This window comes from Klebsiella sp. BIGb0407 (assembly GCF_024807845.1).
GTDB lineage: Bacteria > Pseudomonadota > Gammaproteobacteria > Enterobacterales > Enterobacteriaceae > JGM124.
Window position 1 is genome coordinate 174,470 of sequence record NZ_JANUEQ010000003.1, and the last position, 26,585, is coordinate 201,054.

Genomic DNA, 26,585 nt, shown 5'->3' on the forward strand with positions numbered 1-26,585 from the left:
AAAGAGGGAACTCACCGTCGGATTAGTGCAGTATCAGCAGTAAGCCAAGTACCACTACCGCGCCAATGCTCATGGATGCCACATACCAGCGCAGGTAACCATTCTCACTCACTAACAGGCCACGACCCGCGAAGCGTGCCAGGATGGCAGGAATATTCATCAGCGCATTCAGCGGGTCACGCTTAAGCAGCCAGGAAATACCCAGGAATGGTTTAACAAACACTTTGTCGTACAGGCAGTCGAAGCCCCAGGCATTGAACCACAGCTTGTTGAGCAGACGGCCCAGAGTGCTGTTCGCCAGAGCGGTGACCAGAGTACGTTTACCTAACCACAGCCAACTTGCCAGCAGAAGACCCACAATGGCAATCGCGCCAGAGATAGCTTCCAGAGTCAGTTTTGTCTCGTGAGCCAGTTTAGTGGTATCCGGTAAGACCCCCTGCAACGGTTGTACAATCAGCGCACCAATAAAGGTCGACAGCACTGCCAGGACTACCAATGGCAGATGATGAGTAATACCTTTACCCGCATGGGCTTTAATCTGTTCTTTACCGTGGAAGGCCACGAAAATCAGACGGAAGGTATACAGAGGAGTCAGCATTGCACCCGCCAGACCGGCAATCAGTAAGTACATATGGCCGTTGGCCAGCGCACCTTCAAGGATTTCATCTTTACTGTAGAAACCAGCACTGATAATCGGCAGAGCAGACAACGCGGCACCACCCACCAGGAAGCAGACATAAACCAGCGGGATAGACTTACGCAGCCCACCCATCTTGAAGATGTTTTGCTCATGATGGCAGGCAAGAATGACCGAACCTGCGGAGAGGAACAGCAAGGCTTTAAAGAACGCATGGATCATCAAGTGGAAAATCGCTGCGTCCCACGCCTGTACGCCCAGCGCCAGGAACATATAACCGAGCTGACTCATGGTTGAGTAAGCCAGAATACGTTTGATATCGGTCTGTACTAAGGCACAGAAGCCCGCCATCACCAGCGTTACCGCACCCACAATACCTACCAGATGCAGCACTTCAGGCGTCAGCAGGAACAGGCCATGAGTACGGGCAATCAGGTAGACACCCGCGGTCACCATGGTTGCTGCGTGGATCAGAGCAGAAACAGGCGTTGGACCGGCCATCGCATCAGCAAGCCAGGTTTGCAGTGGCAGCTGAGCAGATTTACCGACTGCACCACCCAGGATCATTAGCGTTGCCAGATTCAACATATGGTTGTCGGCTGCAAAGTGTTGCGGTGCCAGTTGTGCCATTTCACTGAAGTTCAGGGTGCCCAGCTCGTTATAGAGAATGAACATACCAAAGGCCAGGAACACGTCACCGACACGGGTCACGATGAAAGCTTTCATCGCCGCAGCGCCGTTCTTCGGATCGGTGTAATAGAAACCGATCAGCAAGTAAGAACAGAGCCCTACCCCTTCCCAACCCAGATACATCAGCATCATGTTATCGGCAAGCACCAATACCACCATGCTGGCAATAAACAGGTTAGTGTAGGCAAAGAAGCGTGAATAGCCTTCTTCACCACGCATATACCATGATGCAAAGATATGGATAAGGAAGCCCACACCGGTAATCACGGACAGCATCGTCAGGGAAAGACCATCAAGGTGCAGCTTAACGCCGATGTCAAAACTGCCTACCGCCATCCAGGTCCATAATGGCTGGATGAAGGCTTCACGGGAGCCACCGAGGAACTCAATCCCGGCAAACAGCGTAACTAAAGCAGCAAGGCCAACAGAGCCCGCGCCGATAATCGCAGAGACATTTTCAGACCAGCGTCCACGAGAAAACGCCAGTAATACAAAGCCAACTAATGGCAGAAAAATAGTTAACCAGAGAAGGTTCATCCACGCATCTCACTTACTGAATCGATATTCAGGTTCTGGCGACGACGATGGAGCTGCAGCAGCAATGCAAGACCGATACTGGCCTCAGCAGCAGCCAAACTGATCGCGAGTATATACATCACCTGACCATCAGGCTGGCCCCAATAGCTGCCAGCGACAACAAAAGCCAGCGCAGCGGCATTGATCATCACTTCAAGGCTTATCAGCATAAACAGCAGATTGCGACGGATAGTCAGCCCTGTCAGCCCCAGCACAAATAAAATGCCCGCGAGGATCAGTCCATGTTGCAACGGGATCATACGTTCTCCTCCGATTTCTTTCTCACAGCTGTATCAGACGGGCGGTTGCTGAGTACTTCACCGGCTCTGTCTTCACGACCCAGATGGAATGCAACCACCAGCCCGGACAGCAGCAGCATAGAAGCCAGCTCAACCGCCAGAACATAAGGTCCGAACAGCGCAATACCGACTTGTTTCGCATCGATATTCGTACCGTCAATGCCCTGATCGTTAAGACCGCTAATGGCATAAATCAGCACCACCAGCAGCAAACCTGAAAGTATTCCAGGACCGATCCAAACTTGTGGTTTAAGCCAGTCGCGTTCTTGTTGCACGACCGAATTACCGAGGTTCAGCATCATCACGACGAAGACAAACAGCACCATAATGGCACCTGCGTAAACGATGATTTCCAGCGCTGCGGCAAAGTACGCTCCGAGTGAGAAGAACACCCCGGAGATAGCCAGCAAGGAAACAATCAGGTACAGCAGCGCATGGACCGGATTAGTGTGAGTGATCACCCTCAGGGTGGTCAGGACGGCCACAATGGCACAAATATAAAAAGCAAATAGCATTCCTGACTCCTTAAGGTAACAGGCCTTTGACGTCGATAGGTTTGGCTTCATTTTCAGCCTGACCTTTATCTTTGCCGTCGATTGCCATACCTGCCATCCGGTAGAAATTATATTCCGGGTATTTGCCCGGACCGGAAATCAGCAGATCCTCTTTCTCATACACCAGGTCCTGGCGTTTGAACTCACCTAATTCAAAGTCTGGCGTAAGCTGAATTGCAGTCGTCGGGCAAGCTTCCTCACACAGACCACAGAAAATGCAGCGAGAGAAGTTGATACGGAAGAACTCCGGATACCAGCGACCATCCTGCATCTCGGCTTTTTGCAGAGAAATACAACCAACCGGACAAGCAACCGCACACAGGTTACAGGCAACGCAACGTTCTTCGCCGTCCGGATCGCGCGTCAGCACGATACGGCCACGATAGCGTGGCGGCAGATAAACTGGCTCTTCCGGATACATGCGCGTTTCGCGTTTAGCAAAAGCGTGCATGCCAATCATCCAGATACTGCGTACCTGGGTGCCGAAACCAACCACTAACTCTTTTAATGTCATGGTTTTTTCACCCCTTATGGTGTCTGGTAAAGAATGACCGCTGCGGTCACCAGCAAATTGATAAGCGTCAGTGGCAGACAAATTTTCCAGCCAAAGGACATCACCTGGTCATAACGAGGACGAGGCAGCGCTGCGCGAATCAAAATGAACATCATCATGAAGAACGCCGTTTTTAGCGCAAACCAGATGAACGGGGGTAACCATGGGCCATGCCAGCCACCAAAGAATAACGTCACCATCATGGCAGAAATCGTCACAATACCGACGTATTCACCCACGAAGAACAGACCGAATTTCATACCGGAATATTCAACATGATAACCATCAGCCAGTTCCTGCTCGGCTTCCGGTTGGTCAAACGGGTGACGGTGGCAAACTGCAACGCCTGCGATAGCAAACGTCACAAAACCAAAGAATTGTGGGATAACGTTCCAGATATCAGCCTGGTTGTTAACAATGTCGGTCATATTGAATGAACCGGCCTGCGCAACCACACCCATCAGGGAAAGACCAAGGAACACTTCGTAACTCAGTGTCTGGGCTGATGCACGCATCGCACCTAATAGGGCATATTTGTTATTACTTGACCAGCCAGCAAACAGTACGGCGTAAACGCCCAGGCCTGCCAGCATCAGGAAGAACAAAATACCGATATTAAGATCAGCGACTACCCACGACGGGCTGACAGGCACAATGGCAAATGCCAGCAGCATTGAGGTAAAGGCGATAACCGGTGCAATGGTAAAGATGACACGATCGGCAAACTTTGGAACCCAGTCCTCTTTAAAGAACATTTTGATCATGTCAGCTGCCAGCTGGAGCGATCCGCCCCAGCCGACACGGTTTGGTCCGTAACGGTTCTGGAAGAGCCCGAGCAAACGACGTTCGCCAAAGCTCATAAACGCGCCACATACCACCACAACTAAGACAATCACAACGGCTTTGAGGATGCTGATGAGAATATCAATAACATCTGGCGTCAACCAACTCATTGCGCAGCCTCCTGCAGATTCTCAAGACGGGCACCCGCAAGAACAGGTGCAATTCCTGGCATACCCATCGGCAAACCGACTAAGCCTTTTGCGAGTCCAGCGGAGAGCTGCAGAGGCAGGCTCAGAGTCTGACCTTCATAACTGAAGGACACCAGACCACCTGCATTAACACCTAATGCTGCCGCATCTTCCGGGTTCAGTTTGACGTAAGGCTCAACCATACGCTTCTGGAATACCGGTGAACGCTGGGACATTTCATCACTACCGAACAGATGGTAGTAAGGTGCAACACGCCACTTACCGTCTTCTGCATGGAAGCTCTCAGGAACTGAGGTGAAATAATCCAGACCGTTTTCAGAGGCTTCAATCAGACGAACACCCGGATCGCCGTGGCGCAGATGACCGCCCACTTCAGCCTGGAATTTGTTCCATGCTTGCGGTGAGTTCCATCCTGGTGCCCAGGCAAAAGGAATTTGCTGACGATCGGCAAGCGGACTGTTGTTCCCTTCCATAGAGAAGGCAAACATGGTGTCTTTATCTTGCGGCTGACGTGGCTCATGAACACTGATGTTGGCACGCATTGCGGTACGGCCACTGTAACGATGAGGTTCACGCGCCAGTTTCTGACCACGAATACGGAAACTCGCATCCGGAGCAGCATCTTTGATACCTGCCAGTTGTGGCAGCGCTTTCACACAGGCGTCAATCACATTATCGAGCTGCGTCCAGTCAACCAGACGATTCTCGACAACACTTTGCAAGGAATGCAACCAGCGCCAGCTTTCCAGCATCTCAACGGAGCCGTCGTAGTAAGTCGGGTCATAAACCTGGAAGAAGCGCTGGGCACGGCCTTCGTTGTTAATGACGGTACCGTCACTCTCAGCGAAGCTTGCCGTTGAAAGCACCAGATGGGCTTTATCCATAATATCGGTACGCTGGTGGTCAATCACCAGAACCAGTGGCGCTTTACTCAGGGCTGCGTCAACGCGAGCCGCTGAGGCATGACGATGCAGATCGTTTTCCAGAACGACAACGGCATCTGCTGCACCGGTTTCCAGTTCAGCCAGCGCTTCGTCCAGTGAACCACCGCCGATCATGCCCAGACCAATACTGTTGACCGCACGCGCGATCATGGTGACGCCAACCTCGGCTCCACGACCTTTCAACGCTTTCGCGATGTTAGCCGCAGCCTGAAGCACTGCCTCACTGCCAGCATTGGTACCTGAGACGATTAAGGGTTTACGTGCACCCGCCAGCGCCTGAACGATAACATCCACTTTATTGCGCAAGTCACGGCTCAGTTCCACCGCCGGTGAATTTTCATCCAGTGCATGGGCAATCGCGAAGCCAAGACGCGCCTGATCTTCAACCGGAGCACGATAGGTCCAGGCAGCAATATCATCCAGACGGGTATCATCAACGTTAGTCACAAACAGCGGGTGTTTAGCGTGCTGGCCGATGTTCATAATCGCTGCAATCTGCCAGTCAGCCACTTTCTGGGCTGCTGCCATTTCACGTGCTTTGCCTTTTACTGCCTGACGAATCGCCAGAGCCGCGCGCGCGCCGGTCTGAGTAATATCTTCACCCAGAATCAGTACCGCATCGTAAGACTCAATTTCACGCAGTGCAGGGGTATGAATACCGCTTTCACGCAGAACTTTCAGTACCAGCTGTAAACGCGCCTGCTCACCTGCTGCAATGCCGGTGTAGAAGTTGCTCGCGCCAACCAGTTCACGCAGCGCGAAGTTACTTTCAATGCTGGCGCGCGGTGAGCCAATACCGATAACTTTCTTCGACTGACGCAGAATATCTGCTGCACCTTGTAATGCTTGTTCCGCATTCAGGGTAATTAAGTCATCGCCACGACGTTGAATCGGCTGACGAGGACGGTCTTTGCGGTTCACATAGCCATAACCAAAACGACCGCGGTCACACAGGAAGTAATGGTTTACGGTACCGTTGTAACGGTTTTCGATGCGACGCAGCTCGCCATAACGCTCACCCGGGCTTGTGTTACAACCCAGAGAACATTGCTGGCAAATGCTTGGTGCAAACTGCATATCCCATTTACGGTTATAACGCTCTGAGTGCGTTTTATCGGTAAATACACCGGTCGGGCAGATTTCTACCAGGTTGCCGGAGAATTCACTTTCAAGCGTACCGTCTTCAGGGCGACCAAAGTAGACGTTGTCATGGGCACCATAGACGCCCAAGTCTTTACCGTCTGCATAGTCTTTGTAGTAACGAACACAGCGGTAACAGGCGATACAACGGTTCATTTCGTGAGAAATAAACGGTCCCAGGTCCTGATTACGGTGAGTACGTTTAGTAAAGCGGTAGCGACGGAAGCTATGACCTGTCATAACGGTCATATCCTGAAGGTGGCAGTTGCCCCCTTCTTCACAGACCGGACAGTCATGCGGGTGGTTAGTCATCAACCATTCCACAACGCTTTCCCGGAACTCCTTCGCTTCACCGTCATCAATAGAGATGAAGGTGCCGTCAGACGCAGGTGTCATACAAGACATTACCAGGCGGCCGCGGGTATCTTCAGCGTTCTGATATTGCTTTACCGCACACTGGCGGCAAGCACCGACGCTGCCCAGCGCCGGATGCCAGCAAAAATAAGGAATATCAAGGCCGTGAGACAGACAAGCTTCAAGAAGGTTGTCTGCTCCGTTTACCTCATATTCTTTGCCGTCTACATGAATCGTAGCCATAGTCAGCATGCTTCCAGTTGGCCTGAATAAACTCAGGCGTTAATCAAAAATTCTTGTGCCATTCCTCACGGAAAATCGTGATGAAGGAATATTACCAGCGCGTTTTTAACAGGTTCGGTTGAATACCGCTTATATGGCGGAGGTTACCGTAATCCTGTTTGGCAATGCCTGCTTCGAATTCGTCGCGGAAATATTTAATGGCACTTTGGAGTGGCTCAACAGCACCAGGCGCATGAGCACAGAAGGTTTTACCGGGCCCGAGGGAGCGACAAAGCTGCTCCAGCGTTTCAATATCACCAGGCTGCCCTTCCCCACGCTCGATGGCGCGCAGAATTTTCACGCTCCATGGCAGACCATCACGACAAGGTGTACACCAGCCGCAAGACTCACGGGCGAAAAATTCTTCCAGGTTACGAACCAGAGAAACCATACCGATTTCATGGTCAACTGCCATTGCCAGTGCGGTTCCGAGACGGCTACCTGCTTTACCGATACTTTCGAATTCCATCGGTAAATCCAGATGAGCATCGGTCAGGAAGTCTGTCCCTGCTCCACCCGGTTGCCAGGCTTTAAACTTCAAACCATCACGCATACCGCCAGCATAATCTTCGAGGATTTCACGAGCAGTAGTACCAAAAGGTAATTCCCAGACACCCGGGTTTTTAACGCGACCTGAGAAGCCCATCAGTTTAGTACCGGCGTCTTTGCTCAAACCGCCAATACCCTGATACCACTCAACGCCGTTTGCCAGAATCGCCGGGACGTTACACAGGGTTTCTACGTTGTTAACACAGGTAGGTTTACCCCAGACACCGTTTGATGCCGGGAAAGGTGGTTTAGATCGTGGGTTAGCACGACGACCTTCCAGGGAGTTAATCAATGCAGTTTCTTCACCGCAAATATAACGTCCGGCACCGGTATGTACGATTAACTCAAAATCAAAACCAGACCCAAGAATGTTCTTCCCGAGTAATCCGGCTTGTTTTGCTTCTTCAATCGCACGACGCAGATGCACAGCAGCTTCGATATACTCGCCACGCAAGAAGATATAACCGCGGTAGGCTTTCAGCGCGAATGCGGAGATAAGCATGCCTTCCACCAGCAGGTGAGGCAGTTGCTCCATCAATAAACGGTCTTTATAGGTACCGGGTTCCATTTCATCAGCGTTACACAGCAGGTAACGAATGTTCATGGACTCGTCTTTCGGCATCAGGCTCCACTTCAGACCCGTGGAAAATCCTGCACCACCACGACCTTTCAGGCCGGCATCTTTAACCGCAGTAACGATTTCGTCTGGCGCCATACCACTCAGGGCTTTACGGGCACCCGCATAGCCGTTTTTGCTTTGGTACTCTTCAAGCCATACTGGCTGCTTATCGTCACGCAGACGCCAAGTCAGTGGATGTGTTTCAGCAGTACGAATAATGGTTTTCATTTATACCGCTCCAGCAAGTCAGGAATCGCTTCCGGAGTCAGATGACTGTGGGTATCTTCATCAATCATCATATTTGGCCCTTTATCACAGTTACCCAGGCAGCAGGTTGGCAATAAGGTGAAGCGACCATCCGCAGTAGTCTGGCCCGGTTTGATAGCAAGCTTGCCTTCAAGAGCAGACTGAATGCCCTGATAGCCAGTGATATGGCAGACAACGCTATCGCAATAACGAATAACGTGACGCCCTACCGGCTGGCGGAAAATCTGGCTATAAAACGTTGCCACACCTTCCACATCACTTGCCGGAATGCCCAGTACATCAGCAATGGCATAAATCGCACCATCAGGCACCCAGCCACGCTGTTTCTGAACAATTTTCAGCGCTTCAATGGACGCAGCACGAGGATCTTCATAATGATGAATCTCGTGCTCAATGGCCTCACGCTCTTCCGTACTCAGCTCAAAAGTCTCAGTCTGGTTTTGTTGGTTATCATGCATAGTTAGCGATCCACATCAGACATTACAAAATCGATACTACCCAGATAGACAATCAGGTCAGAAACCAGGCTGCCACGAATTGCCGACGGAATTTGCTGCAAATGCGCGAAGCTCGGCGTACGGACACGGGTACGGTAGCTCATGGTGCTGCCGTCACTGGTCAGGTAGTAACTGTTAATTCCTTTGGTTGCCTCAATCATCTGGAAGGATTCGTTGGCCGGCATTACCGGGCCCCACGAAACTTGCAGGAAGTGAGTAATCAAGGTTTCGATATGCTGCAAAGTACGCTCTTTCGGTGGCGGCGTAGTCAGCGGATGATCCGCTTTGAACGGGCCAGCTGGCATATTTTTCAGGCACTGGTCAAGGATACGCAGACTTTGACGCAACTCTTCGACTTTCAGCATCACGCGGGTGTAGCAGTCGCTGACACCACCGCCAACAGGCACTTCAAAGTCGAAATTCTGATAGCCAGAGTAAGGACGCGCTTTACGGATATCGAAATCAATACCGGTTGCGCGCAGACCTGCACCCGTCGTACCCCACTCCAGGGCTTCTTTAGCGTTATAGGCAGCAACACCCTGAGAACGGCCTTTCAGAATGGAGTTACGCAGTGCCGCTTTCTCGTAAGAATCGAGACGTTTTGGCATCCACTCGAGGAACTCTTTCAGCAAGCGTTCCCAGCCTTTCGGCAAGTCATGCGCCACACCACCAATACGGAACCAGGCAGGATGCATACGGAAACCGGTTATCGCTTCGACCAGGTCATAAATTTTCTGACGGTCAGTAAAGGCGAAGAACACCGGAGTCATTGCACCCACGTCCTGAATAAACGTAGAGATATACAGCAGATGACTATTAATACGGAACAGCTCAGACAGCATCACGCGGATCACTTCCACGCGCTCAGGCACAACAATACCTGCGAGCTTTTCAACCGCTAACACATAAGGCATTTCGTTCACGCAACCACCGAGGTATTCGATACGGTCGGTGTACGGAATATAGCTGTGCCAGGACTGACGTTCGCCCATTTTTTCTGCGCCGCGATGGTGATAACCGATGTCAGGAACACAATCGACTATCTCTTCACCATCAAGCTGTAACACGATGCGGAAAGCACCATGCGCAGAGGGGTGGTTAGGACCCAGGTTCAGGAACATGAAATCTTCATTTTCGCTGCTACGTTTCATGCCCCAGTCTTCAGGCTTGAACGTCAGCGCTTCCATTTCCAGGTCTTCTTTCTGTTTGGTCAACACAAACGGATCGAATTCAGTGGCACGTGCCGGATAATCTTTACGCAGTGGATGGCCTTCCCAGGTGGATGGCATCATGATGCGAGTCAGATTCGGGTGACCTTTAAAGGTGACCCCAAACATTTCCCATGTTTCACGCTCATACCAGTTGGCGTTCGGGAACAAGTTAGTCAACGTCGGCACATACAGATCGTTTTCAACTAAAGCCACTTTCAGCATGATGTCGCGATTGCGATCGATCGAAATGAAGTGGTAGAAAACGGAAAAATCCGCAGCCGGTAAACCGTTGCGGTGAGTACGGAGACGTTCGTCCATGCCATGTAAATCGAACAACATGACATAAGGTTTCGGGAGTTTCTTTAAGAAGTCGACAACTTCCAGCAGCTGTTCGCGCTTAACCCAAACAACAGGAACCCCGGTACGGGTAGGCTGAATGGTAAAAGCATCAGGCCCAAAGCGGTTACGCAGTTCACCTATTACAGGGTCATCAAGATGATCCCTGGTCTGCCAGGCTGGCAGGGCGTCTTGCGCGGTTAAATCGGTCATAGTTCTCACCATTGCAAATGAGTCTGTGGTGACTGACGGCCAGTGCCTTTGCTTTGATATTATTGAAATGCAAGGCGTTCACTGACCGCAGGCGCAAATTAAATTTCGTCTGGTGTACGCAGATTGGTAACAGCAATACGTTCGCCGCGCTTACGTTCACGCTCTGACTGCATGTTGGCGCGGTAAACACCCTGATCGCCAACAACCCAGGACAGCGGACGACGCTCTTTACCAATGGATTCCTGCAGCAGCATCAATGCTTGCATGTAGGCTTCCGGGCGAGGTGGACAGCCAGGAATATACACGTCAACTGGCAGAAATTTGTCTACGCCCTGCACAACAGAATAAATGTCATACATGCCACCAGAGTTGGCACAAGCGCCCATCGAAATAACCCACTTAGGTTCCAGCATCTGATCATACAGGCGCTGAATGACCGGAGCCATTTTGGTAAAACAGGTACCTGCAATCACCATCAAGTCTGCCTGGCGAGGGGAAGCACGCAATACTTCTGCGCCAAAACGTGCAACGTCATGTACAGCGGTAAACGACGTTACCATCTCCACATAACAGCAAGAAAGACCGAAGTTATAGGGCCAAATTGAGTTCTTACGGCCCCAGTTAACCATGTCGTGCAGAGCATGTTCAAGCTTGCCTACGTAGACACTACGGTTAATTTCTTGCTCCAGTGGATCGGTTACGATTTCCTGTTTTTGCAGGGGGTAACGGTCATTCTCACCGTTAGGGTCTATGCGGGTGAGCGTATAGTCCATCTTATTGCCTCGTTGTTACTGCGTATGACGGTTAGTAGTACTGTCTGTTTCCGGGTTCATTTGCTCACGGCGCGAACGCACAGGAGTCCAATCCAGCGCACCAACACGCACCAGATACACAAGCCCAGCCAGTAGAACTAAAATGAAGATTGCGGCCTCTATGAAGCCAACCCAGCCACTTTCACGAACGGAAATTGCCCAGGCAAAGAGGTACAGTGCTTCTACGTCAAAGATGACGAAAAACATGGCAACTAAGTAAAACTTAGCAGAGAGGCGTAGACGTGCCGTACCTACAGAGTCAATGCCTGACTCGAAGGGGGTATTTTTGTGCCGGGCCCGAGCTCTGCCACCGAGTAACCAACCTCCGGTGAGCATAAAACAGCACAGACCAATAGCAACAATAACAAAGACAGCAAACGCCCAGTGTTGAGCGATAACTTCGATTGATGTTGACATACTCATTGCTTACTCATCAAAAGTGACGTTTAAACCTCTGCTCTTACTGGCAGATGAACACCACATCGATTCATGGGAAGAACGAAAAACCGTACAATGACTGTCAGAAACGAACAATAGACAGAAAATTGATGGGGTTTTTTACTCCTTTCTATAACCTTTTGTCAACTTTAACAAAAGTAAGCACACATAAATTTACGTTGACAGATTTTCTTTAACATTTAATGCTTTATAAACTAATACTCGTAAGTTTATAAACCGATTAATAATTTGTTGAATCGTGTCCGTCGTGTGCAAAAAAATACCCCTCTATTCTGGCAGGAAATCGCGCTGATTCCTCCCCTTAATCTGAGTATTTTTTTGATCCAGGACACAGTTTCACGAATTTACATCAAAATTATGTAACATATTTGTGAATTTTTTAACATCTTGTCTGTCAGCGAGAAATGTGCAATCTCAGGATTATCAAGGCATACCGTTCACTCTGCTCATTCCTGAGCCAGAGTGAATGCAGTACGATACCCGCTACCTGAAATTCGTTTAATCCACTGCAACAGTGCATATCAAAAAAAGGCTGAATAGCGGCTAACCAATCATACTTGCACTCAGGGAACTCTCATCCTTAACCCGGTAACGGGAGGGATTCAGCTCATCAGATAATTGATTAAAAAGCATCTGAGCCATCGCATTTTGCGTTTCAGGATGCTTGCAGAGCAGGTATTTTGTTTCCGGCAAAATCGGTAATCCTTCAGACTGCCCTAGCATGCGGAGTTCGTTGCACATCATCGCTTCCATAGGCCCTGCGGTTACGCCAAGCCCTGCTTTTAGAGCCGCATAAACCGAAGCCTGGGTCGTAGCTTCATAGGATATTCTCCATGGAATACCCGCATTATTTAAGGTATTGAGCATCATGTCCCGATGTAAACAGGACTCTTCCAGCAGAACCAGTGGAATGGGTTCCCCTTTACGGAAAATGTACTCAGTGGCGCAATACCAGAGTGTGGATGAACGACGTAATACAGTGCTCTCATAATGTGCAGGATGTGATGTTGCAACGATCAAATCAACCTCCTGCTGACTCACTTTTGCATCCTGGAATGGATTGCTTTTAATTCTTACATCGAGGACAAGTTTTGGGTATATAGAACGAATCAAGTCTAACTGAGCAGGTAAAATCGCTTCGGTTATTTCAGCTGCCGCCCATAATGTTAATACGCCATCAAACGTACTGGCGCGTAATGATAAACAGGCCTCATCATTAAAACGTAATATCTTCCGGGCATAGCCAAGTAACTGAACGCCATGGTCAGTCAGTAATTTGTTCCTGCCATGACGCACAAAAAGTTCTTTTTCTACCAGTAGTTCCAAACGCTGCATTTGCTGACTGACAGCCGACTGAGTACGGCATACGGCAATGGCTGCGGCGCCGAAAGTATTCAGATCCGCGACTGCAACAAATGTTCGTAGTAAATCAAGATCCAGATTAAGTATAAGACGATTTTCGTTAGCCATTTTTTTCACTAGTCGATTTCTCTTACGAGTCTTCCTTGGTTTATTTTTTGACTTATCATATAGATAAATCAATTCCCTTTACTGTCTTGTCTGATTACTCTCACAACTTAATTCAGCAGCTATCCCGTATATCCATGCCATCAGACTTCTGGAAGCCATAGATAGCTTTCTTAAGGTTCGCCGAATCATGAGGCCTGCTTATCTCTCTTGATACTTCAAGTCACTAGGGGTGACTGACATTCAAAAAATTGAATCACATCGCTTATCTATGCTCATCACCTGTCTTCAGGTTACACCGATAAGCAACGAAAATTATTTTTTGTATATATTTAGCGATAATCCTAAAAACAAATAACATTGATAATATCACTGGCATATTTATATTTTACCGCATTGATAATGCAGACATTTCTTCTCATAAAAGTTACTTCATCATTATTACTGAATACTGATTTGATAACTGTTAAAGAACGATATTTTTATGAAAAAAAAGAATCCATTTTTAGCAATGACTAAAACGACATGGTGTTTCTGACAGGAGCAGAGCTATTCTTTGATATTTGTCGTAACATTTATCCGTCAGCAATATGTTTTGCTATAATCACACAATGTAAAAATGAAGCATTCGATTTGTTACTTTTTATCGTACATTATTTATAACAGCACTGATGAATTTTAAAAAATTGAATGACTTCTAATATATATGCTGATTGACTATTTCTTATTCTGCTCTGCAGCATGTCCGGAAAGAGCTGACGTTTAAACTATAGATCTAAATGCTTTATCCCGATAGCGATGAAAGACACAAAAAAATCCGACCATTCCTGCTGCGCAGTCAAGCAATAACAGACAAAAAACACGTACTAACAAGCAATATGAGATTAAAAATTCATCAATAAAACCGAATCCAGAATTTAATACCATTAAAGATTTAGAATAACCCTTCATTCATTTGATAATTTATTTCTATTTCAGGGAACTCGCACCCTTCAAATCTTGCAGTAGCAAGAGTACATTGTGAAATATCTGCTTCCACGGCGGGAAGCAACGCTAACAACAAAGGTCACCGTTTCATGTCCCCTATCGAAAAATCCAGTAAACTTGATAATGTCTGTTATGACATCCGCGGCCCGGTACTGAAAGAGGCCAAGCGCCTCGAAGAGGAAGGCAATAAAGTCCTTAAGCTGAATATTGGTAACCCTGCGCCATTTGGCTTTGACGCACCGGATGAAATCCTGGTGGATGTGATTCGTAATCTGCCTACAGCCCAAGGTTATTGCGATTCCAAGGGCTTATATTCCGCCCGTAAGGCTATCATGCAGCACTACCAGGCACGAGGTATGCGTGATGTCACGGTGGAAGATATTTACATTGGTAACGGCGTATCAGAACTCATTGTTCAGTCAATGCAGGCTTTGCTGAACAGTGGTGATGAAATGCTGGTCCCGGCTCCGGATTACCCTCTCTGGACGGCGGCGGTTTCATTGTCCAGCGGTAAAGCTGTTCACTATCTCTGTGATGAAAGCGCTGACTGGTTCCCCGATCTTGATGATATTCGTGCCAAAATAACGCCACGTACCCGCGGGATCGTAATTATTAACCCGAATAACCCAACCGGGGCTGTGTACTCTAAAGAGCTGCTATTAGAAATCGTCGAACTTGCGCGTCAGCATAACCTGATAATCTTTGCTGATGAAATCTACGATAAGATCCTCTATGACGACGCAGAGCATCATTCTATTGCTGCCCTGGCACCCGATTTGTTAACAATCACCTTCAATGGTTTATCAAAAACCTATCGTGTCGCCGGATTCCGTCAGGGCTGGATGGTCCTTAGCGGCCCGAAAAAACACGCTAAAGGTTATATTGAAGGTCTGGAAATGCTGGCATCTATGCGCCTTTGTGCGAATGTGCCCGCTCAGCATGCGATTCAAACAGCGCTCGGAGGCTATCAGAGCATCAGTGAATTCATTGTGCCCGGAGGGCGTTTATATGAGCAACGTAATCGGGCGTTTGAACTCATTAATGAAATTCCTGGCGTGTCTTGCGTTAAGCCTCGCGGCGCGCTGTATATGTTCCCGAAAATTGACGCGAAACGTTTCAACATTCATGACGATCAGAAAATGGTGTTAGATTTTCTGCTTCAGGAAAAAGTGCTGCTGGTTCAGGGGACCGCTTTTAACTGGCCGTCGCCCGATCATTTCAGAATAGTGACGTTACCCCGTGTCGATGAGCTGGAAATGGCTATCACTAAGCTGGGTCGTTTCCTTAGCCACTATCACCAGTAATATGCATCCCGTAACACCAGAAGAGTAAACTTCCTGTTTTATCTTTAATCTGCGAAGGACATTTGCAATGTCCTTCGCAGCCCCGCAAAATACGCTTTATCTGTTTTATTTGGGGGTGTTATGCAAAGTCACTTCTTCGCCTATCTTTCACGTCTGAAGCTCATCCAGCGCTGGCCGTTAATGCGTAATGTACGCACAGAAAATGTCTCAGAGCATAGTCTCCAGGTTGCGATGGTCGCCCATGCCCTTGCGGTGATTAAAAATCGTAAATTTAATGGTCAGGTTAACGCTGAACGTATTGCTCTTCTGGCTATGTACCACGACGCTAGTGAAGTACTGACGGGCGATCTCCCTACTCCAGTTAAGTACTTCAATTCACAAATTGCTCATGAGTACAAAGCTATCGAGAAAATTGCCCAACAAAAAATGATAGAGATGGTTCCGGAAGAATTACGTGATATCTGGGCCCCCTTGATTGATGAGGCTCAGTACAGCCATGATGAAAAATCCATCGTCAAACAGGCCGATACACTTTGTGCTTATCTTAAATGCCTGGAAGAACTTTCAGCGGGAAATCATGAGTTCTCGCTGGCTAAAACACGTCTGGAAAAGACCTTAGCTGAACGTCACAGTGATGAGATGGCCTATTTTATCGAAACCTTCGTTCCTAGTTTTCATCTCTCGCTGGATGAAATTAGCCAGGACTCGCCACTATGATCTATTCCTCACCGCCTGTCGGTGAGGAAATATTTCCCCTTAAAAAGGAAACAGCATAGGCACCATTACCACACATACGATCATCACAATAAAGGTGAATGGAACACCAATTTTCGCAAAGTCGCTGAACGTATAATGGCCGGGACCTAATACCAGGGTATTCACTGGTGAGGAGACTGGCGTCATAAACGCAGCAGATGCCGCCATCGCCACTATCATGGCAAAAGGATAAGGTGAAACCCCCATCGTTTTTGCGGCTGCCAGTGCAATAGGTGCCATTAATACGGCCGTTGCGGTATTAGAAATAAATAAGCCAATCGCAGCGCACATTACAAACAAACAGACCAGCATAATATGCGGCCCGTAATCACCACCAAACGACATCAGCCCATGGACAATCAAATCAACGCCACCGGTTTTTTGTAAAGCGAGGGCGAAAGGCATCATACCGACAATGAGAATAATGCTCGGCCAGTGGATAGCCTTGTAAGCGCTTTCCATATCAATACAGCGAAATTTCCCCATCAGCAGGCAGGCAATAATCGCAGCGATTGGATTCGGGATCTCATCCATCACCATCAGCACCACCATCAGGACCAGACAGAAAAGTGCATGAGGAGCCTGGCTATGAGCAGGCGAGGCATCGACCTCTTCAGCAGGAATATTGAGCAGCAAGAAATCGCGGTTCTGTTGTGAAAGTAGTTTAATTAATTTCCAGTCACCGACCACCAGAATAATATCACCGGACTGTATCGGTTCATTGACTATCGAGCCCTCCATTGCCTTCCCGGCACGTCGCAGTCCGACAACATTAAGACCATAGCGAGTGCGGAATGCCATTTCCCGTACCGTTTTCCCCGTCAGTTCAGACTCAGGGACTAACAGGACTTCGGCCATGCCAACATCCATTGCCTGGTCAGAAAAATACTCACCGCGTAATATTTTTGGCTCCAGCAGTTGTTCACTACAAAACTGCCGTAATTCTTCTTCAGAAGCAGAAATATCGATTAGCAGAACATCACGTTCACGGAATTCAGTTTCACCGGTGACATTAACCATCACACGCCGAAAACGCCTCCAGCGTTCAACCCCGATAACGTTAGCACTGTAACGTTCGCGCAAGCTCAGGTCATCAAGCCGGGCACCAATCATCGGCGAACCTGGACGAATGGCAAGACGCCGTGCACGCCCATTCAGGCGATAGGTTTTAATCAAATCCCGGAAAGTACTACGCCTGCCAGCATCTTTATGTGTCCCCTGATCCTTGCCCCTTAAGGCAAAACGGGCAGCTAACATATAGATAATCCCCAGTATCAGAACCACAATACCTATAGGGGTGACGCTAAAGAACTGAAAACCTTCCAGACCTTCACGCAGTAATTCACTGTTAACCACAAGGTTTGGCGGCGTGGCAACCAGGGTCATCATGCCACTGATTAATCCGGCAAAACTCAGCGGCATCATTAAACGCGAGGGTGATATCTTCATGCGCAAAGCAACACTGAGAACCACCGGGATAAAAATGGCCACAACGCCTGTGGAACTCATAAAGGCGCCAAGGCCAGCAACGGTCACCATCAGCAAAACCAGCATCTTTATTTCACTGCTTCCTGCAACTGAAACAAGCCAGACACCGACATTAGTGGCCACACCGGTACGCACTAAACCATCGCCAATGATGAACAATGCGGCAATAAGAATGACATTAGGATCGCTGAAGCCAGAAAAGGCTTCACTGAGTGTCAGCGTTCCACTGAGAACAAAAGCAATAATCATCAGTAATGCTACAGCGTCCATACGCATCTTGCCTGTTGCAAACAAGACGATGGCAATAGCCAGTAGCGACAATACCCAAATGAGTTCCAGGTTCATAATATTCCCTTATCATTATGAAGATTGATCACATTCGCGAAGATGCCATAAAAAAGCCCCATCAATCAGGGGCTAAATCAAAGAATTAGTGCTTTCTTAGGATCTCAACATAACCGTCTGCTGTTTTCTGTATTAGCAGTTCGGTCAGTGAAGAGAGAACATAGTCAACATGTTCCAGTCGTGGAGTCTCTGATGGCGCATTAACAGCGATAACATGGCAACCCGCAGCTAAGCCAGACAGGATCCCTGCCGGGGCATCTTCCACTACCACGCACTGCTCTGGCTCAAAACCTAACAAATGAGCACCCAGCAGATAAGCATCAGGTTCAGGTTTACCGCGTTCAACCTGTTCTGCGGTGACAAAGGTCTCTGTTTCTGGCAAGCCAGCCGCCCGATGACGCGCATAGGCAATCGGCACAGTACCTGAGGTCACTATTGCCCAAGGAATATTAGCCTCATTAAGATAAGTAAGGAGTTCGATTGCCCCAGGCAGTGCAGTCACACCTTCGATGTCTTCAGCTTCCCGTTTTTCAAGCCATGAAAACTCACGTGCAATCGCCTCTTCAGACGCCCCCTGCATAAAATGACGTATTGAGGTGATAGCTTGCTTGCCATGAATGAAATCCAGGACTTCTTGTGCCGGAACATTGAGGCGTTCAGCAAGCTGAGTCCATGCGCGTTCAACCGCGGGCAAAGAGTCAACAAGCGTACCGTCTAAGTCAAACAAAAAACCTTTACACTTCAATCTGTATCTCCTCAGGCATTGATAATTTGCGTAATTTCATTGGCGCTTAAATGATACTGACGCGGACAAGCATGCCAGGCCGTCTGCATGCGTATATATTTGTCCCACATAGGAGTCTGGGCATTAAAGTTGTCAGCTCCCGGGGTAAAATGCTGATAACGGTTTTCGGTGGTCACTAAGAAACGAACATAATGCAGAAATTCACTTTCTTTGATGGCATCAAAGCCAAGGAAAATCACCCGTGATTCACCAATACTTTGGTTATCTTTTAAGTTCGTCCAGCTGACCTGCAAAGCGTGAAACATTTCCATAATGTCGATGATAGTACGACAAGTCTCTTCTTTCAGTGAGCCGAACTCACTATCAAGCTCACGCATTTGCAGCCCGTAACCACGTTCGACAATGGTCTGCAAGCGCTGATAGCGCTCTGCGTTACCTGGGTCCATCATGGTCATTAACTTATATTGATTCGATAGAATAAGACGCTGTGCATGAGTCATTTCCATTTACTGGCTCCTGTCTTTAAGAAAAGTATTTAAGTATTTACTTCACCTTACCGAACGACCCCAGGGTGTTGCCTTGAGATAGCACAAGAGTTTAATAAAAAATCTCCAGCAGATACCCGTAAACCATCCATAATCAATAGAGTTTTGAAAAACCGGATGGGTATCGAAAGTCGTTTCATGACCCAGTCATACAAAACACCTATATTTAGCGTAGAGCACGGGTTACAAATCATCTAAAAAGGTTTTATCAAGCTGAGTAAATGCGCGCTTGAGGACATCAGCCAGTGCCTGGTAGTCAGGTTTTCCTTCTATTGGCGCAACGGTCTGATCGGCAGCCTGGAGCTTATCGCGAATATCATAGAACCATTGTAGCTGTGACGGGGGTAATGGGGTGACGGAACGCTTTCCTAACCACCATAACGCCTGTAACGGTAAACTGCAGGCAAACAGCGCGGTAGCGACAGCGGGCCCTAGCTGGCCACCGAGTGCAATTTGCCAGGTCAGAGTGAATACCGCGATAGGCGGCATAAATCGTATAGCAAAGCGAGTCATACGAATCACGCGGTTCTCAACAAATACCGGAGCGAGACGTTTATCCATAGGCCATGTTTTCGCATAATGCTGTCCACGTCCGAATAAGCTGAACCAGCTTAAATGACTATTCTGGGGTGTTGACATGGCTTTACCTCAACTTTTTGCATAAAGAATAAAAAATTATCATAACTCAACAACTGTAGTTTCTATCGTTCAAAAGATTTTGTATTTATGGTTGTCTATCTGCTACCCTGTGCGCGTTTAATAGCTGCAGGTCTAATACGCAGGCTATCAACCTAAGTTTTATTATACTTGCCGTAGCCAAAAAGTGGGTAAACGGCAGAGACTTCGCATTATTTATTCGCCATGCCAAAAAAATACTCCTGGCATGACGTTAATCATAAATATCAGGGCCATCATGCGCTACGATGATAGACTATCTGATGTTTTTTTAGCCACGAATTTAAAGTAGGTATTCCCATGTCGAGTAAGCTTGTACTGGTTCTGAACTGCGGTAGTTCATCACTGAAATTCGCTATTATCGATGCGGCAAACGGTGAAGAATATCTTTCTGGTTTAGCCGAATGCTTCCATCTGCCTGAAGCACGTCTTAAGTGGAAACTGGATGGTGCTAAACACGAAGCAGCTCTGGGTGCAGGCGCCGCCCATAGCGAAGCGCTTAACTTCATTGTTAACAACATTCTGGCACAAAAACCAGAACTGTTAGCCCAGCTTACAGCAATCGGTCACCGTATCGTTCACGGTGGCGAGAAATACACCAGCTCCGTTGTTATCGATGACTCTGTGATTCAGGGTATCAAAGATTCCGCCTCTTTTGCACCATTACACAATCCGCCTCACCTGATTGGTATTGCAGAAGCGCTGAAATCGTTCCCTGAACTTGCCGATAAAAACGTCGCTGTATTCGACACCGCTTTCCATCAGACTATGCCAGAAGAGTCTTATCTCTACGCTCTTCCATACAAACTGTATAAAGAGCACGGTGTTCGTCGCTATGGCGCGCACGGTACCAGCCACTTCTATGTTACCCAGGAAGCGGCAAAAATGCTGAACAAACCTGTTGATGAAGTGAATGTCATCACCTGTCACCTTGGTAACGGCGGTTCTGTAACGGCTGTTCGCAACGGTAAGAGCGTTGACACCTCAATGGGTCTGACCCCGCTTGAAGGTCTGGTTATGGGTACCCGTTCTGGTGATATCGATCCTGCGATTATCTTCCATCTGCATGACACTCTCGGCATGAATATCGACGACATCAATAAAATGCTGACCAAAGAGTCTGGTCTGCTGGGTCTGACCGAAGTCACCAGTGACTGCCGTTATGTTGAAGACAACTACGCAGAGAAAGAAGACGCTAAACGTGCAATGGACGTTTACTGCCATCGCCTGGCAAAATATATCGGTTCTTATACCGCGCTGATGGACGGTCGTCTGGACGCAGTTGTATTCACCGGTGGTATCGGTGAAAACGCAGCCATGGTACGTGAACTGTCATTGAATAAACTGGGTGTTCTGGGTCTGGAAGTTGACCACGAACGTAACCTGGCAGCACGTTTTGGCAAGTCCGGCTTTATCAACAAAGAAGGTACTCGTCCGGTGCTGGTTATCACAACCAACGAAGAGCTGGTTATCGCTCAGGATGCATCCCGCCTTACTGCCTGATTCTCTTGCCGCAGCACTCTCGCTGCGGCATGTTTTCAGTTAAGCTGAGCTTAAGGCTCACGAAAACGAAAGAGGTTATACCGTGTCCCGTACAATTATGCTTATTCCTACCGGAACCAGTGTCGGTCTTACCAGCGTAAGTCTTGGCGTTATCCGTGCTATGGAACAAAAAGGCGTGAGCCTTAGCGTATTCAAACCTATCGCTCAGCCACGTAATGGCGGCGAAAATACGCCTGACCAAACCACCAGTATCGTCCGCGCCAGTAGCTCCATTCCAGCCGCAAAACCCCTGAAAATGAGCTATGTAGAGTCTCTGCTGTCGAATAACCAGCAAGACGTGCTGATGGAACAAATCATCGCCAACTACCACACCAACAGCAAAGATGCTGAAGTGGTTCTGGTTGAAGGTTTAGTGCCTACACGTAAACACCAGTTTGCTCAGGCGCTGAACTACGAAATAGCCAAAACGCTGAATGCCGAAATCGTATTCGTAATGTCGCTGGGCAATGACTCTCCTGAGCAGTTAAAAGAGCGTATTGAACTGGCACGTAGCAGTTTTGGTGGCAGCAAAAACACCAATATTAATGGCGTGATTATCAATAAATTAAACGCGCCGGTAGATGAGCAAGGACGTACACGCCCTGACTTATCTGAAATTTTTGATGATTCAAGCAAAGCCAGCGTCGCTAATATCGATCCTAAACAGCTGTTTGCGAACAGTCCGTTACCGGTATTAGGTTGCATTCCATGGAGCTTTGATCTGATTGCCACTCGTGCAATTGATATGGCGCGTCACTTAAATGCGACCGTTATCAATGAAGGGGATATCCAGACCCGTCGCGTTAAATCAGTGACTTTCTGTGCGCGTAGTATTCCTCATATGCTGGAACACTTCCGTCCTGGTTCATTGCTGGTTACTTCTGCTGACCGTCCTGACGTTCTGGTTGCCGCTTGCCTGGCCGCAATGAATGGTGTCGAAATTGGCGCTATCTTGCTGACGGGTGGCTACGAAATGGATCCTCGCATCAGCAAACTGTGTGAGCGTGCATTTGCCACCGGCCTGCCGATGTTTATGGTCAACACCAATACCTGGCAGACCTCTCTGAGCCTGCAAAGCTTCAACCTGGAAGTGCCTATCGACGATACTCAGCGTATTGAAAAGGTCCAGGAATACGTTGCCAGCCATATTGATGCTGACTGGGTTGAGTCTCTGACTGCAACTTCAGAGCGTAGCCGTCGTCTGTCACCGCCAGCCTTCCGTTATCAGCTGACCGAGCTGGCACGTAAGGCGGGTAAACGTGTTGTTCTGCCTGAAGGTGATGAACCACGTACCGTTAAAGCGGCTTCTATCTGTGCAGAACGTGGTATTGCGACCTGTGTGCTACTGGGTAACCCAGAAGACATTCTGCGCGTTGCAGAGGCTCAGGGCGTTGAACTCGGCGAAGGCATCGAGATTGTCGATCCTGAAGTGGTACGTGAAAGCTACATCGCTCGTCTGGTTGAACTGCGTAAAAGTAAAGGTATGACCGAAGCCGTTGCGCGTGAACAGCTTGAAGATAACGTGATGCTCGGTACCCTGATGCTCGAGCAGGATGAAGTGGATGGCCTGGTTTCAGGTGCAGTACACACCACCGCAAACACCATCCGTCCACCGTTACAGTTAATCAAAACAGCACCAGGAAGCTCACTGGTATCTTCAGTGTTCTTTATGCTGTTACCAGAGCAGGTTTACGTTTACGGCGACTGTGCAATTAACCCAACGCCAACAGCTGAACAGCTGGCAGAGATTGCTATTCAGTCTGCTGACTCTGCTGCGGCCTTCGGTATCGACCCACGCGTTGCGATGCTTTCCTACTCTACCGGAACATCCGGTGCGGGTAGCGATGTTGAGAAAGTACGCGAAGCAACACGTATTGCTCAGGAAAAACGCCCGGACTTGGTTATCGATGGTCCGTTACAGTATGACGCAGCGGTAATGGCAGATGTTGCCAAATCTAAAGCGCCAAACTCACCGGTTGCAGGTCGTGCGACAGTCTTTATCTTCCCTGACCTGAACACCGGTAACACCACCTATAAAGCAGTACAGCGTTCTGCTGACCTGATTTCTATCGGACCGATGCTGCAAGGCATGCGTAAGCCGGTAAACGATTTGTCACGTGGCGCACTGGTTGACGATATCGTCTATACCATCGCACTGACAGCGATTCAGTCTGCACAACAGCAGTAAGCTATTTTACTCGGGCTAACAATAAAGTTAGCCTTGGTAAGACATAAAAAAAGCCGTAACCTGTTAATTTTAAAGGTTACGGCTTTTTTCCTACTGAATATTACTCAGAGGTAAGCTGACTGTCTGAGTCTGATGCTATTTTATTCGCCGCTGACTCGTAAGTATCATTTCTGCCATTACGTGTCATCCATAATGCCAGGGCCTTCAGCGAGTCCGGCGTAAACTCATCACAGCGCGCAGTAATTTCTTCTGGTTTCATCCAGCAAACATCACTGACTTCTTCAACCTGAAGGGCAAATGGTCCGTGAGAAACACAGCTAAACAGACCGCCCCAGACGCGGCAGTGCTCATCCTCAAAATAGAACTGACCATGTTCTGCAAAAGGAACACCGGCAATACCCAGCTCTTCTTCTGCTTCACGACGTGCTGATTCTAATAGCTGTTCATCAGCCTGAACCACTCCACCGGCGGTGGCATCCAGCATTCCGGGCATAAAGTCTTTTATTTCAGTGCGACGTTGTACCAGAATACGGCCCATACCATCATGTACAACGATATAGGTTGCGCGATGACGTAAACGCTGAGCGCGCATATTTTCGCGGCTGGCTTGTGCGACAACCTCGTTATTCTCATTAACAATATCAACCCATTCTGTGTCACCAAAATGCTGCTGTTCCACCATCAGGAAAACCTTTTTCTGAGCGTTTTTTAAACGCGTTGTTGGATTTTTTTGTAACGTTACGGGGTAATACGAACCTGTGCAATCATCCTGTTGCCATTCAAGGTGCGAACGCTCAGAACGTCATCATCGAGCATACCAAAACTCGCCTCATATCCTCCTTTTGGGATACTGACCGAGCCCGGGTTAAACAAATAGTACGGGTGATGGTGTCTGGCGACAGGCAGATGAGTGTGGCCAAAAACCAGAACATCGTTAGTTGCCAGAGGCGGCAACTTATCAGGATTATATAGATGACCGTGTGTCAAAAAAAGACGTTGCTGAGATAATAGTACCTGCTGCCAGGGGGCTGTTATTGGAAAATCTAATAACATCTGGTCGACTTCGCTATCACAGTTACCCCGTACAGCTATCACTTTATCAGCCACCTGATTCAGACATTGCGCGACAGCAGCTGGAGCATAACCTTCCGGCAGGGCATTACGCGGGCCATGATTTAACAAGTCTCCGAGGATAACCAGCCACTGGGCACCACTGCGAGCAAAGATATTTAACGCCTCTTCAGTAGCGGGTAGCGCGCCATGTAAGTCAGATATAAACATCAGTTTCATGAGGTATCTCCCTTATATACTTGGGGGATTATACCGAAAGCGCCAGCCAAAGCTGTACTGATGAACGCTTCCATTGAAATGCGGCGTATTCTTTAAGCCGTTCCGGAACCTCGTCTCCATTTAAAATGAGACGGTTCAGCATTACCGCCAAATCACTGTCAGCGATTGACCACTCGCCAAATAAGTTAGCCTGCCCTTCTGGCAATAAATTTTGTGCTGTGACGATCAGTTTTTCTGCGCTAATACGCCCTTTTTCACTTAGTGCAGGTCTTTTCTCACCACCAAATACCACTGAGGTGGGGCGCTCCTCACGAATATCTGCTAAATCACTGCGTAACCATGCCTGAATCTGTCGTGCTCTTGCGCGCTGTTGAATATCATGCGGATAAAGGCGAGCCCATACCGGTGGAGCAAAAGCCTCTTCCAGGTATTCATCAATCGCCGATGACTCACTGAGCCTGAAACCCTCACTTTCCAGGACCGGGACTCGCCGGGTTAAATCATAACCCTCCCAGCCTGGGCTCAGGTTTTTTCCACTATCTAAATCAATCGTTTTCAGGGTGAAAGCCAGCCCCTTTTCTTTTAATGCCACATAGACTGAAAAAACATAGGGGCTAAAATAACGGTTATCAGACCACAATGTGATGGCTGGCTGGTGCATAGAATTCTCCGCTAATACGATTATTGTCAGTTGAACATAGAATAGAATAATGCCGCTGTCATCTGTAATAGACAACTGACACCGCCCTGGTCAGCGTTTCACCGAATAATCATCCCGCTTGAAAGACTCAGTAAGATACTGTTATCGCAAAACCTCAAGCCAGACCAATGATTGACAAGCAATATTTTTTTCTCGCTGGTATATTCGTTCACAGGAAGCACTCATTTAGGAGCCGGTCATGCCCACCTCGCAAGCGGATGCCATCATCCGTATAAAAAACCTGCGTCTGCGGACGTTTATTGGTATCAAAGAAGAAGAAATAGCCAATCGTCAGGATATTGTTATTAATATCGTGATTCATTATCCAGCAGACAGAGCGCGCAATAGTGAAGATATCAGCGATGCTCTGAACTACCGTACTATAACGAAAGAGGTTATTCAGTTAGTAGAAAACAACCGTTTTTCACTGCTGGAAAAACTCACTCAGGATGTGCTGGAGATCACTCATGTTCATCCCTGGGTAACCTATGCTGAAGTTGAAATAGACAAACTGCATGCACTACGTTATGCCGACTCAGTATCAATGGCAATGAGCTGGCAGCGGTAAA

The 26,585-nt window shown here is 48.3% G+C and carries 24 protein-coding genes; 5 read left to right on the forward strand and 19 right to left on the reverse strand.

Annotation, left to right across the window (positions count from 1 at the left end; all coding sequences use genetic code 11):
* Positions 1 to 22: 22 nt before the first annotated feature.
* The 12 genes from nuoL to M2387_RS10910 all read right to left on the reverse strand — a co-directional run bounded on the left by nuoL (position 23) and on the right by M2387_RS10910 (position 13,454).
* Positions 23 to 1,864, reverse strand: coding sequence for an NADH-quinone oxidoreductase subunit L (nuoL, locus tag M2387_RS10855; RefSeq protein WP_259049198.1), 1,842 nt, complete (start codon positions 1,862 to 1,864; stop codon positions 23 to 25).
* Positions 1,861 to 2,163, reverse strand: a complete 303-nt coding sequence (gene nuoK, locus M2387_RS10860; RefSeq protein ID WP_259049199.1) for an NADH-quinone oxidoreductase subunit NuoK — start codon at positions 2,161 to 2,163, stop codon at positions 1,861 to 1,863. The genes nuoL and nuoK overlap by 4 nt, the downstream gene beginning before the upstream one ends.
* Positions 2,160 to 2,717: an NADH-quinone oxidoreductase subunit J gene (gene nuoJ / locus M2387_RS10865; RefSeq protein ID WP_259049201.1), complete on the reverse strand. Its 558-nt coding sequence runs from the start codon at positions 2,715 to 2,717 to the stop codon at positions 2,160 to 2,162. The genes nuoK and nuoJ overlap by 4 nt, the downstream gene beginning before the upstream one ends.
* A gap of 10 nt (positions 2,718 to 2,727) precedes the next feature.
* Positions 2,728 to 3,270: an NADH-quinone oxidoreductase subunit NuoI gene (gene nuoI / locus M2387_RS10870; RefSeq protein ID WP_259049202.1), complete on the reverse strand. Its 543-nt coding sequence runs from the start codon at positions 3,268 to 3,270 to the stop codon at positions 2,728 to 2,730.
* Positions 3,271 to 3,284: 14 nt separating this feature from the next.
* Complete coding sequence (nuoH, locus tag M2387_RS10875; RefSeq protein ID WP_259049203.1) at positions 3,285 to 4,262, reverse strand: NADH-quinone oxidoreductase subunit NuoH; 978 nt, start codon at positions 4,260 to 4,262, stop codon at positions 3,285 to 3,287.
* The gene (gene nuoG, locus M2387_RS10880; RefSeq protein ID WP_259049204.1) at positions 4,259 to 6,982 is read right to left on the reverse strand and encodes an NADH-quinone oxidoreductase subunit NuoG; all 2,724 of its coding nucleotides are present in this window, start codon (positions 6,980 to 6,982) and stop codon (positions 4,259 to 4,261) included. The genes nuoH and nuoG overlap by 4 nt, the downstream gene beginning before the upstream one ends.
* 91 nt (positions 6,983 to 7,073) lie before the next feature.
* Positions 7,074 to 8,417 carry an NADH-quinone oxidoreductase subunit NuoF gene (gene nuoF / locus M2387_RS10885; RefSeq protein WP_259049206.1) on the reverse strand — a complete coding sequence of 448 codons (1,344 nt, stop codon included), beginning with the start codon at positions 8,415 to 8,417 and terminating at the stop codon, positions 7,074 to 7,076.
* A complete protein-coding gene (gene nuoE / locus M2387_RS10890) occupies positions 8,414 to 8,914 on the reverse strand; it encodes an NADH-quinone oxidoreductase subunit NuoE (protein WP_259049207.1) in 501 nt (166 codons plus the stop codon). The genes nuoF and nuoE overlap by 4 nt, the downstream gene beginning before the upstream one ends.
* Positions 8,915 to 8,916: 2 nt before the next feature.
* Entirely contained in the window at positions 8,917 to 10,725 is a 1,809-nt protein-coding gene (nuoC, locus tag M2387_RS10895) for an NADH-quinone oxidoreductase subunit C/D (protein WP_259049208.1), read from the reverse strand.
* 86 nt (positions 10,726 to 10,811) lie between these two features.
* Complete coding sequence (nuoB, locus tag M2387_RS10900) at positions 10,812 to 11,486, reverse strand: NADH-quinone oxidoreductase subunit NuoB (RefSeq protein ID WP_259049209.1); 675 nt, start codon at positions 11,484 to 11,486, stop codon at positions 10,812 to 10,814.
* A gap of 15 nt (positions 11,487 to 11,501) precedes the next feature.
* Positions 11,502 to 11,948 carry an NADH-quinone oxidoreductase subunit NuoA gene (gene nuoA, locus M2387_RS10905; protein ID WP_259049210.1) on the reverse strand — a complete coding sequence of 149 codons (447 nt, stop codon included), beginning with the start codon at positions 11,946 to 11,948 and terminating at the stop codon, positions 11,502 to 11,504.
* 579 nt (positions 11,949 to 12,527) lie between these two features.
* Positions 12,528 to 13,454: a LysR substrate-binding domain-containing protein gene (locus M2387_RS10910; RefSeq protein ID WP_259049211.1), complete on the reverse strand. Its 927-nt coding sequence runs from the start codon at positions 13,452 to 13,454 to the stop codon at positions 12,528 to 12,530.
* A gap of 1,073 nt (positions 13,455 to 14,527) precedes the next feature.
* Between M2387_RS10910 and alaA the strand changes: the two genes are divergently transcribed.
* Together alaA and yfbR are read left to right on the forward strand one after the other, a co-directional pair.
* Positions 14,528 to 15,742, forward strand: coding sequence for an alanine transaminase AlaA (gene alaA / locus M2387_RS10915; RefSeq protein ID WP_259049212.1), 1,215 nt, complete (start codon positions 14,528 to 14,530; stop codon positions 15,740 to 15,742).
* Between the two features lie 120 nt (positions 15,743 to 15,862).
* Entirely contained in the window at positions 15,863 to 16,459 is a 597-nt protein-coding gene (gene yfbR, locus M2387_RS10920; RefSeq protein ID WP_259049213.1) for a 5'-deoxynucleotidase, read from the forward strand.
* Positions 16,460 to 16,498: 39 nt separating this feature from the next.
* Here yfbR and M2387_RS10925 read toward each other — a convergent pair whose 3' ends face one another.
* From M2387_RS10925 to yfbV, 4 genes are all read right to left on the reverse strand, one after another.
* Positions 16,499 to 18,331 carry an SLC13 family permease gene (locus tag M2387_RS10925; protein ID WP_259049214.1) on the reverse strand — a complete coding sequence of 611 codons (1,833 nt, stop codon included), beginning with the start codon at positions 18,329 to 18,331 and terminating at the stop codon, positions 16,499 to 16,501.
* Positions 18,332 to 18,416: 85 nt separating this feature from the next.
* The gene (locus tag M2387_RS10930) at positions 18,417 to 19,076 is read right to left on the reverse strand and encodes a sugar phosphatase (protein ID WP_259049216.1); all 660 of its coding nucleotides are present in this window, start codon (positions 19,074 to 19,076) and stop codon (positions 18,417 to 18,419) included.
* A gap of 11 nt (positions 19,077 to 19,087) precedes the next feature.
* Positions 19,088 to 19,582, reverse strand: a complete 495-nt coding sequence (locus M2387_RS10935) for a YfbU family protein (RefSeq protein WP_259049217.1) — start codon at positions 19,580 to 19,582, stop codon at positions 19,088 to 19,090.
* 222 nt (positions 19,583 to 19,804) lie between these two features.
* Complete coding sequence (gene yfbV / locus M2387_RS10940) at positions 19,805 to 20,260, reverse strand: terminus macrodomain insulation protein YfbV (RefSeq protein ID WP_259049219.1); 456 nt, start codon at positions 20,258 to 20,260, stop codon at positions 19,805 to 19,807.
* 336 nt (positions 20,261 to 20,596) lie between these two features.
* Between yfbV and ackA the strand changes: the two genes are divergently transcribed.
* Entirely contained in the window at positions 20,597 to 21,799 is a 1,203-nt protein-coding gene (gene ackA / locus M2387_RS10945) for an acetate kinase (protein ID WP_259049221.1), read from the forward strand.
* Between the two features lie 82 nt (positions 21,800 to 21,881).
* Entirely contained in the window at positions 21,882 to 24,026 is a 2,145-nt protein-coding gene (gene pta / locus M2387_RS10950) for a phosphate acetyltransferase (RefSeq protein WP_259049223.1), read from the forward strand.
* 100 nt (positions 24,027 to 24,126) lie between these two features.
* Here pta and yfcD read toward each other — a convergent pair whose 3' ends face one another.
* From yfcD to yfcF, 3 genes are read right to left on the reverse strand one after another with little or no spacing between them, the layout of a single operon-like run.
* A complete protein-coding gene (gene yfcD, locus M2387_RS10955) occupies positions 24,127 to 24,708 on the reverse strand; it encodes an NUDIX hydrolase YfcD (protein ID WP_259049225.1) in 582 nt (193 codons plus the stop codon).
* A 56-nt stretch (positions 24,709 to 24,764) separates the two neighbouring features.
* A complete protein-coding gene (gene yfcE, locus M2387_RS10960; protein WP_259049227.1) occupies positions 24,765 to 25,316 on the reverse strand; it encodes a phosphodiesterase in 552 nt (183 codons plus the stop codon).
* A 28-nt stretch (positions 25,317 to 25,344) separates the two neighbouring features.
* Positions 25,345 to 25,977, reverse strand: a complete 633-nt coding sequence (gene yfcF, locus M2387_RS10965) for a glutathione transferase (RefSeq protein ID WP_259049229.1) — start codon at positions 25,975 to 25,977, stop codon at positions 25,345 to 25,347.
* Between the two features lie 238 nt (positions 25,978 to 26,215).
* Between yfcF and folX the strand changes: the two genes are divergently transcribed.
* Positions 26,216 to 26,584, forward strand: a complete 369-nt coding sequence (gene folX, locus M2387_RS10970; RefSeq protein ID WP_259049231.1) for a dihydroneopterin triphosphate 2'-epimerase — start codon at positions 26,216 to 26,218, stop codon at positions 26,582 to 26,584.
* Position 26,585 lies beyond the last annotated feature (1 nt).

Bases quoted from the DNA above. Each gene is read 5' to 3' on its own strand.
- nuoL (WP_259049198.1), bottom strand. From the start codon at position 1,864: ATGAACCTTCTCTGGTTAACTATTTTTCTGCCATTAGTTGGCTTTGTA.
- nuoK (WP_259049199.1), bottom strand. From the start codon at position 2,163: ATGATCCCGTTGCAACATGGACTGATCCTCGCGGGCATTTTATTTGTG.
- nuoJ (WP_259049201.1), bottom strand. From the start codon at position 2,717: ATGCTATTTGCTTTTTATATTTGTGCCATTGTGGCCGTCCTGACCACC.
- nuoI (WP_259049202.1), bottom strand. From the start codon at position 3,270: ATGACATTAAAAGAGTTAGTGGTTGGTTTCGGCACCCAGGTACGCAGT.
- nuoH (WP_259049203.1), bottom strand. From the start codon at position 4,262: ATGAGTTGGTTGACGCCAGATGTTATTGATATTCTCATCAGCATCCTC.
- nuoG (WP_259049204.1), bottom strand. From the start codon at position 6,982: ATGGCTACGATTCATGTAGACGGCAAAGAATATGAGGTAAACGGAGCA.
- nuoF (WP_259049206.1), bottom strand. From the start codon at position 8,417: ATGAAAACCATTATTCGTACTGCTGAAACACATCCACTGACTTGGCGT.
- nuoE (WP_259049207.1), bottom strand. From the start codon at position 8,914: ATGCATGATAACCAACAAAACCAGACTGAGACTTTTGAGCTGAGTACG.
- nuoC (WP_259049208.1), bottom strand. From the start codon at position 10,725: ATGGTGAGAACTATGACCGATTTAACCGCGCAAGACGCCCTGCCAGCC.
- nuoB (WP_259049209.1), bottom strand. From the start codon at position 11,486: ATGGACTATACGCTCACCCGCATAGACCCTAACGGTGAGAATGACCGT.
- nuoA (WP_259049210.1), bottom strand. From the start codon at position 11,948: ATGAGTATGTCAACATCAATCGAAGTTATCGCTCAACACTGGGCGTTT.
- M2387_RS10910 (WP_259049211.1), bottom strand. From the start codon at position 13,454: ATGGCTAACGAAAATCGTCTTATACTTAATCTGGATCTTGATTTACTA.
- alaA (WP_259049212.1), top strand. From the start codon at position 14,528: ATGTCCCCTATCGAAAAATCCAGTAAACTTGATAATGTCTGTTATGAC.
- yfbR (WP_259049213.1), top strand. From the start codon at position 15,863: ATGCAAAGTCACTTCTTCGCCTATCTTTCACGTCTGAAGCTCATCCAG.
- M2387_RS10925 (WP_259049214.1), bottom strand. From the start codon at position 18,331: ATGAACCTGGAACTCATTTGGGTATTGTCGCTACTGGCTATTGCCATC.
- M2387_RS10935 (WP_259049217.1), bottom strand. From the start codon at position 19,582: ATGGAAATGACTCATGCACAGCGTCTTATTCTATCGAATCAATATAAG.
- yfbV (WP_259049219.1), bottom strand. From the start codon at position 20,260: ATGTCAACACCCCAGAATAGTCATTTAAGCTGGTTCAGCTTATTCGGA.
- ackA (WP_259049221.1), top strand. From the start codon at position 20,597: ATGTCGAGTAAGCTTGTACTGGTTCTGAACTGCGGTAGTTCATCACTG.
- yfcD (WP_259049225.1), bottom strand. From the start codon at position 24,708: ATGGTGGAACAGCAGCATTTTGGTGACACAGAATGGGTTGATATTGTT.
- yfcE (WP_259049227.1), bottom strand. From the start codon at position 25,316: ATGAAACTGATGTTTATATCTGACTTACATGGCGCGCTACCCGCTACT.
- yfcF (WP_259049229.1), bottom strand. From the start codon at position 25,977: ATGCACCAGCCAGCCATCACATTGTGGTCTGATAACCGTTATTTTAGC.
- folX (WP_259049231.1), top strand. From the start codon at position 26,216: ATGCCCACCTCGCAAGCGGATGCCATCATCCGTATAAAAAACCTGCGT.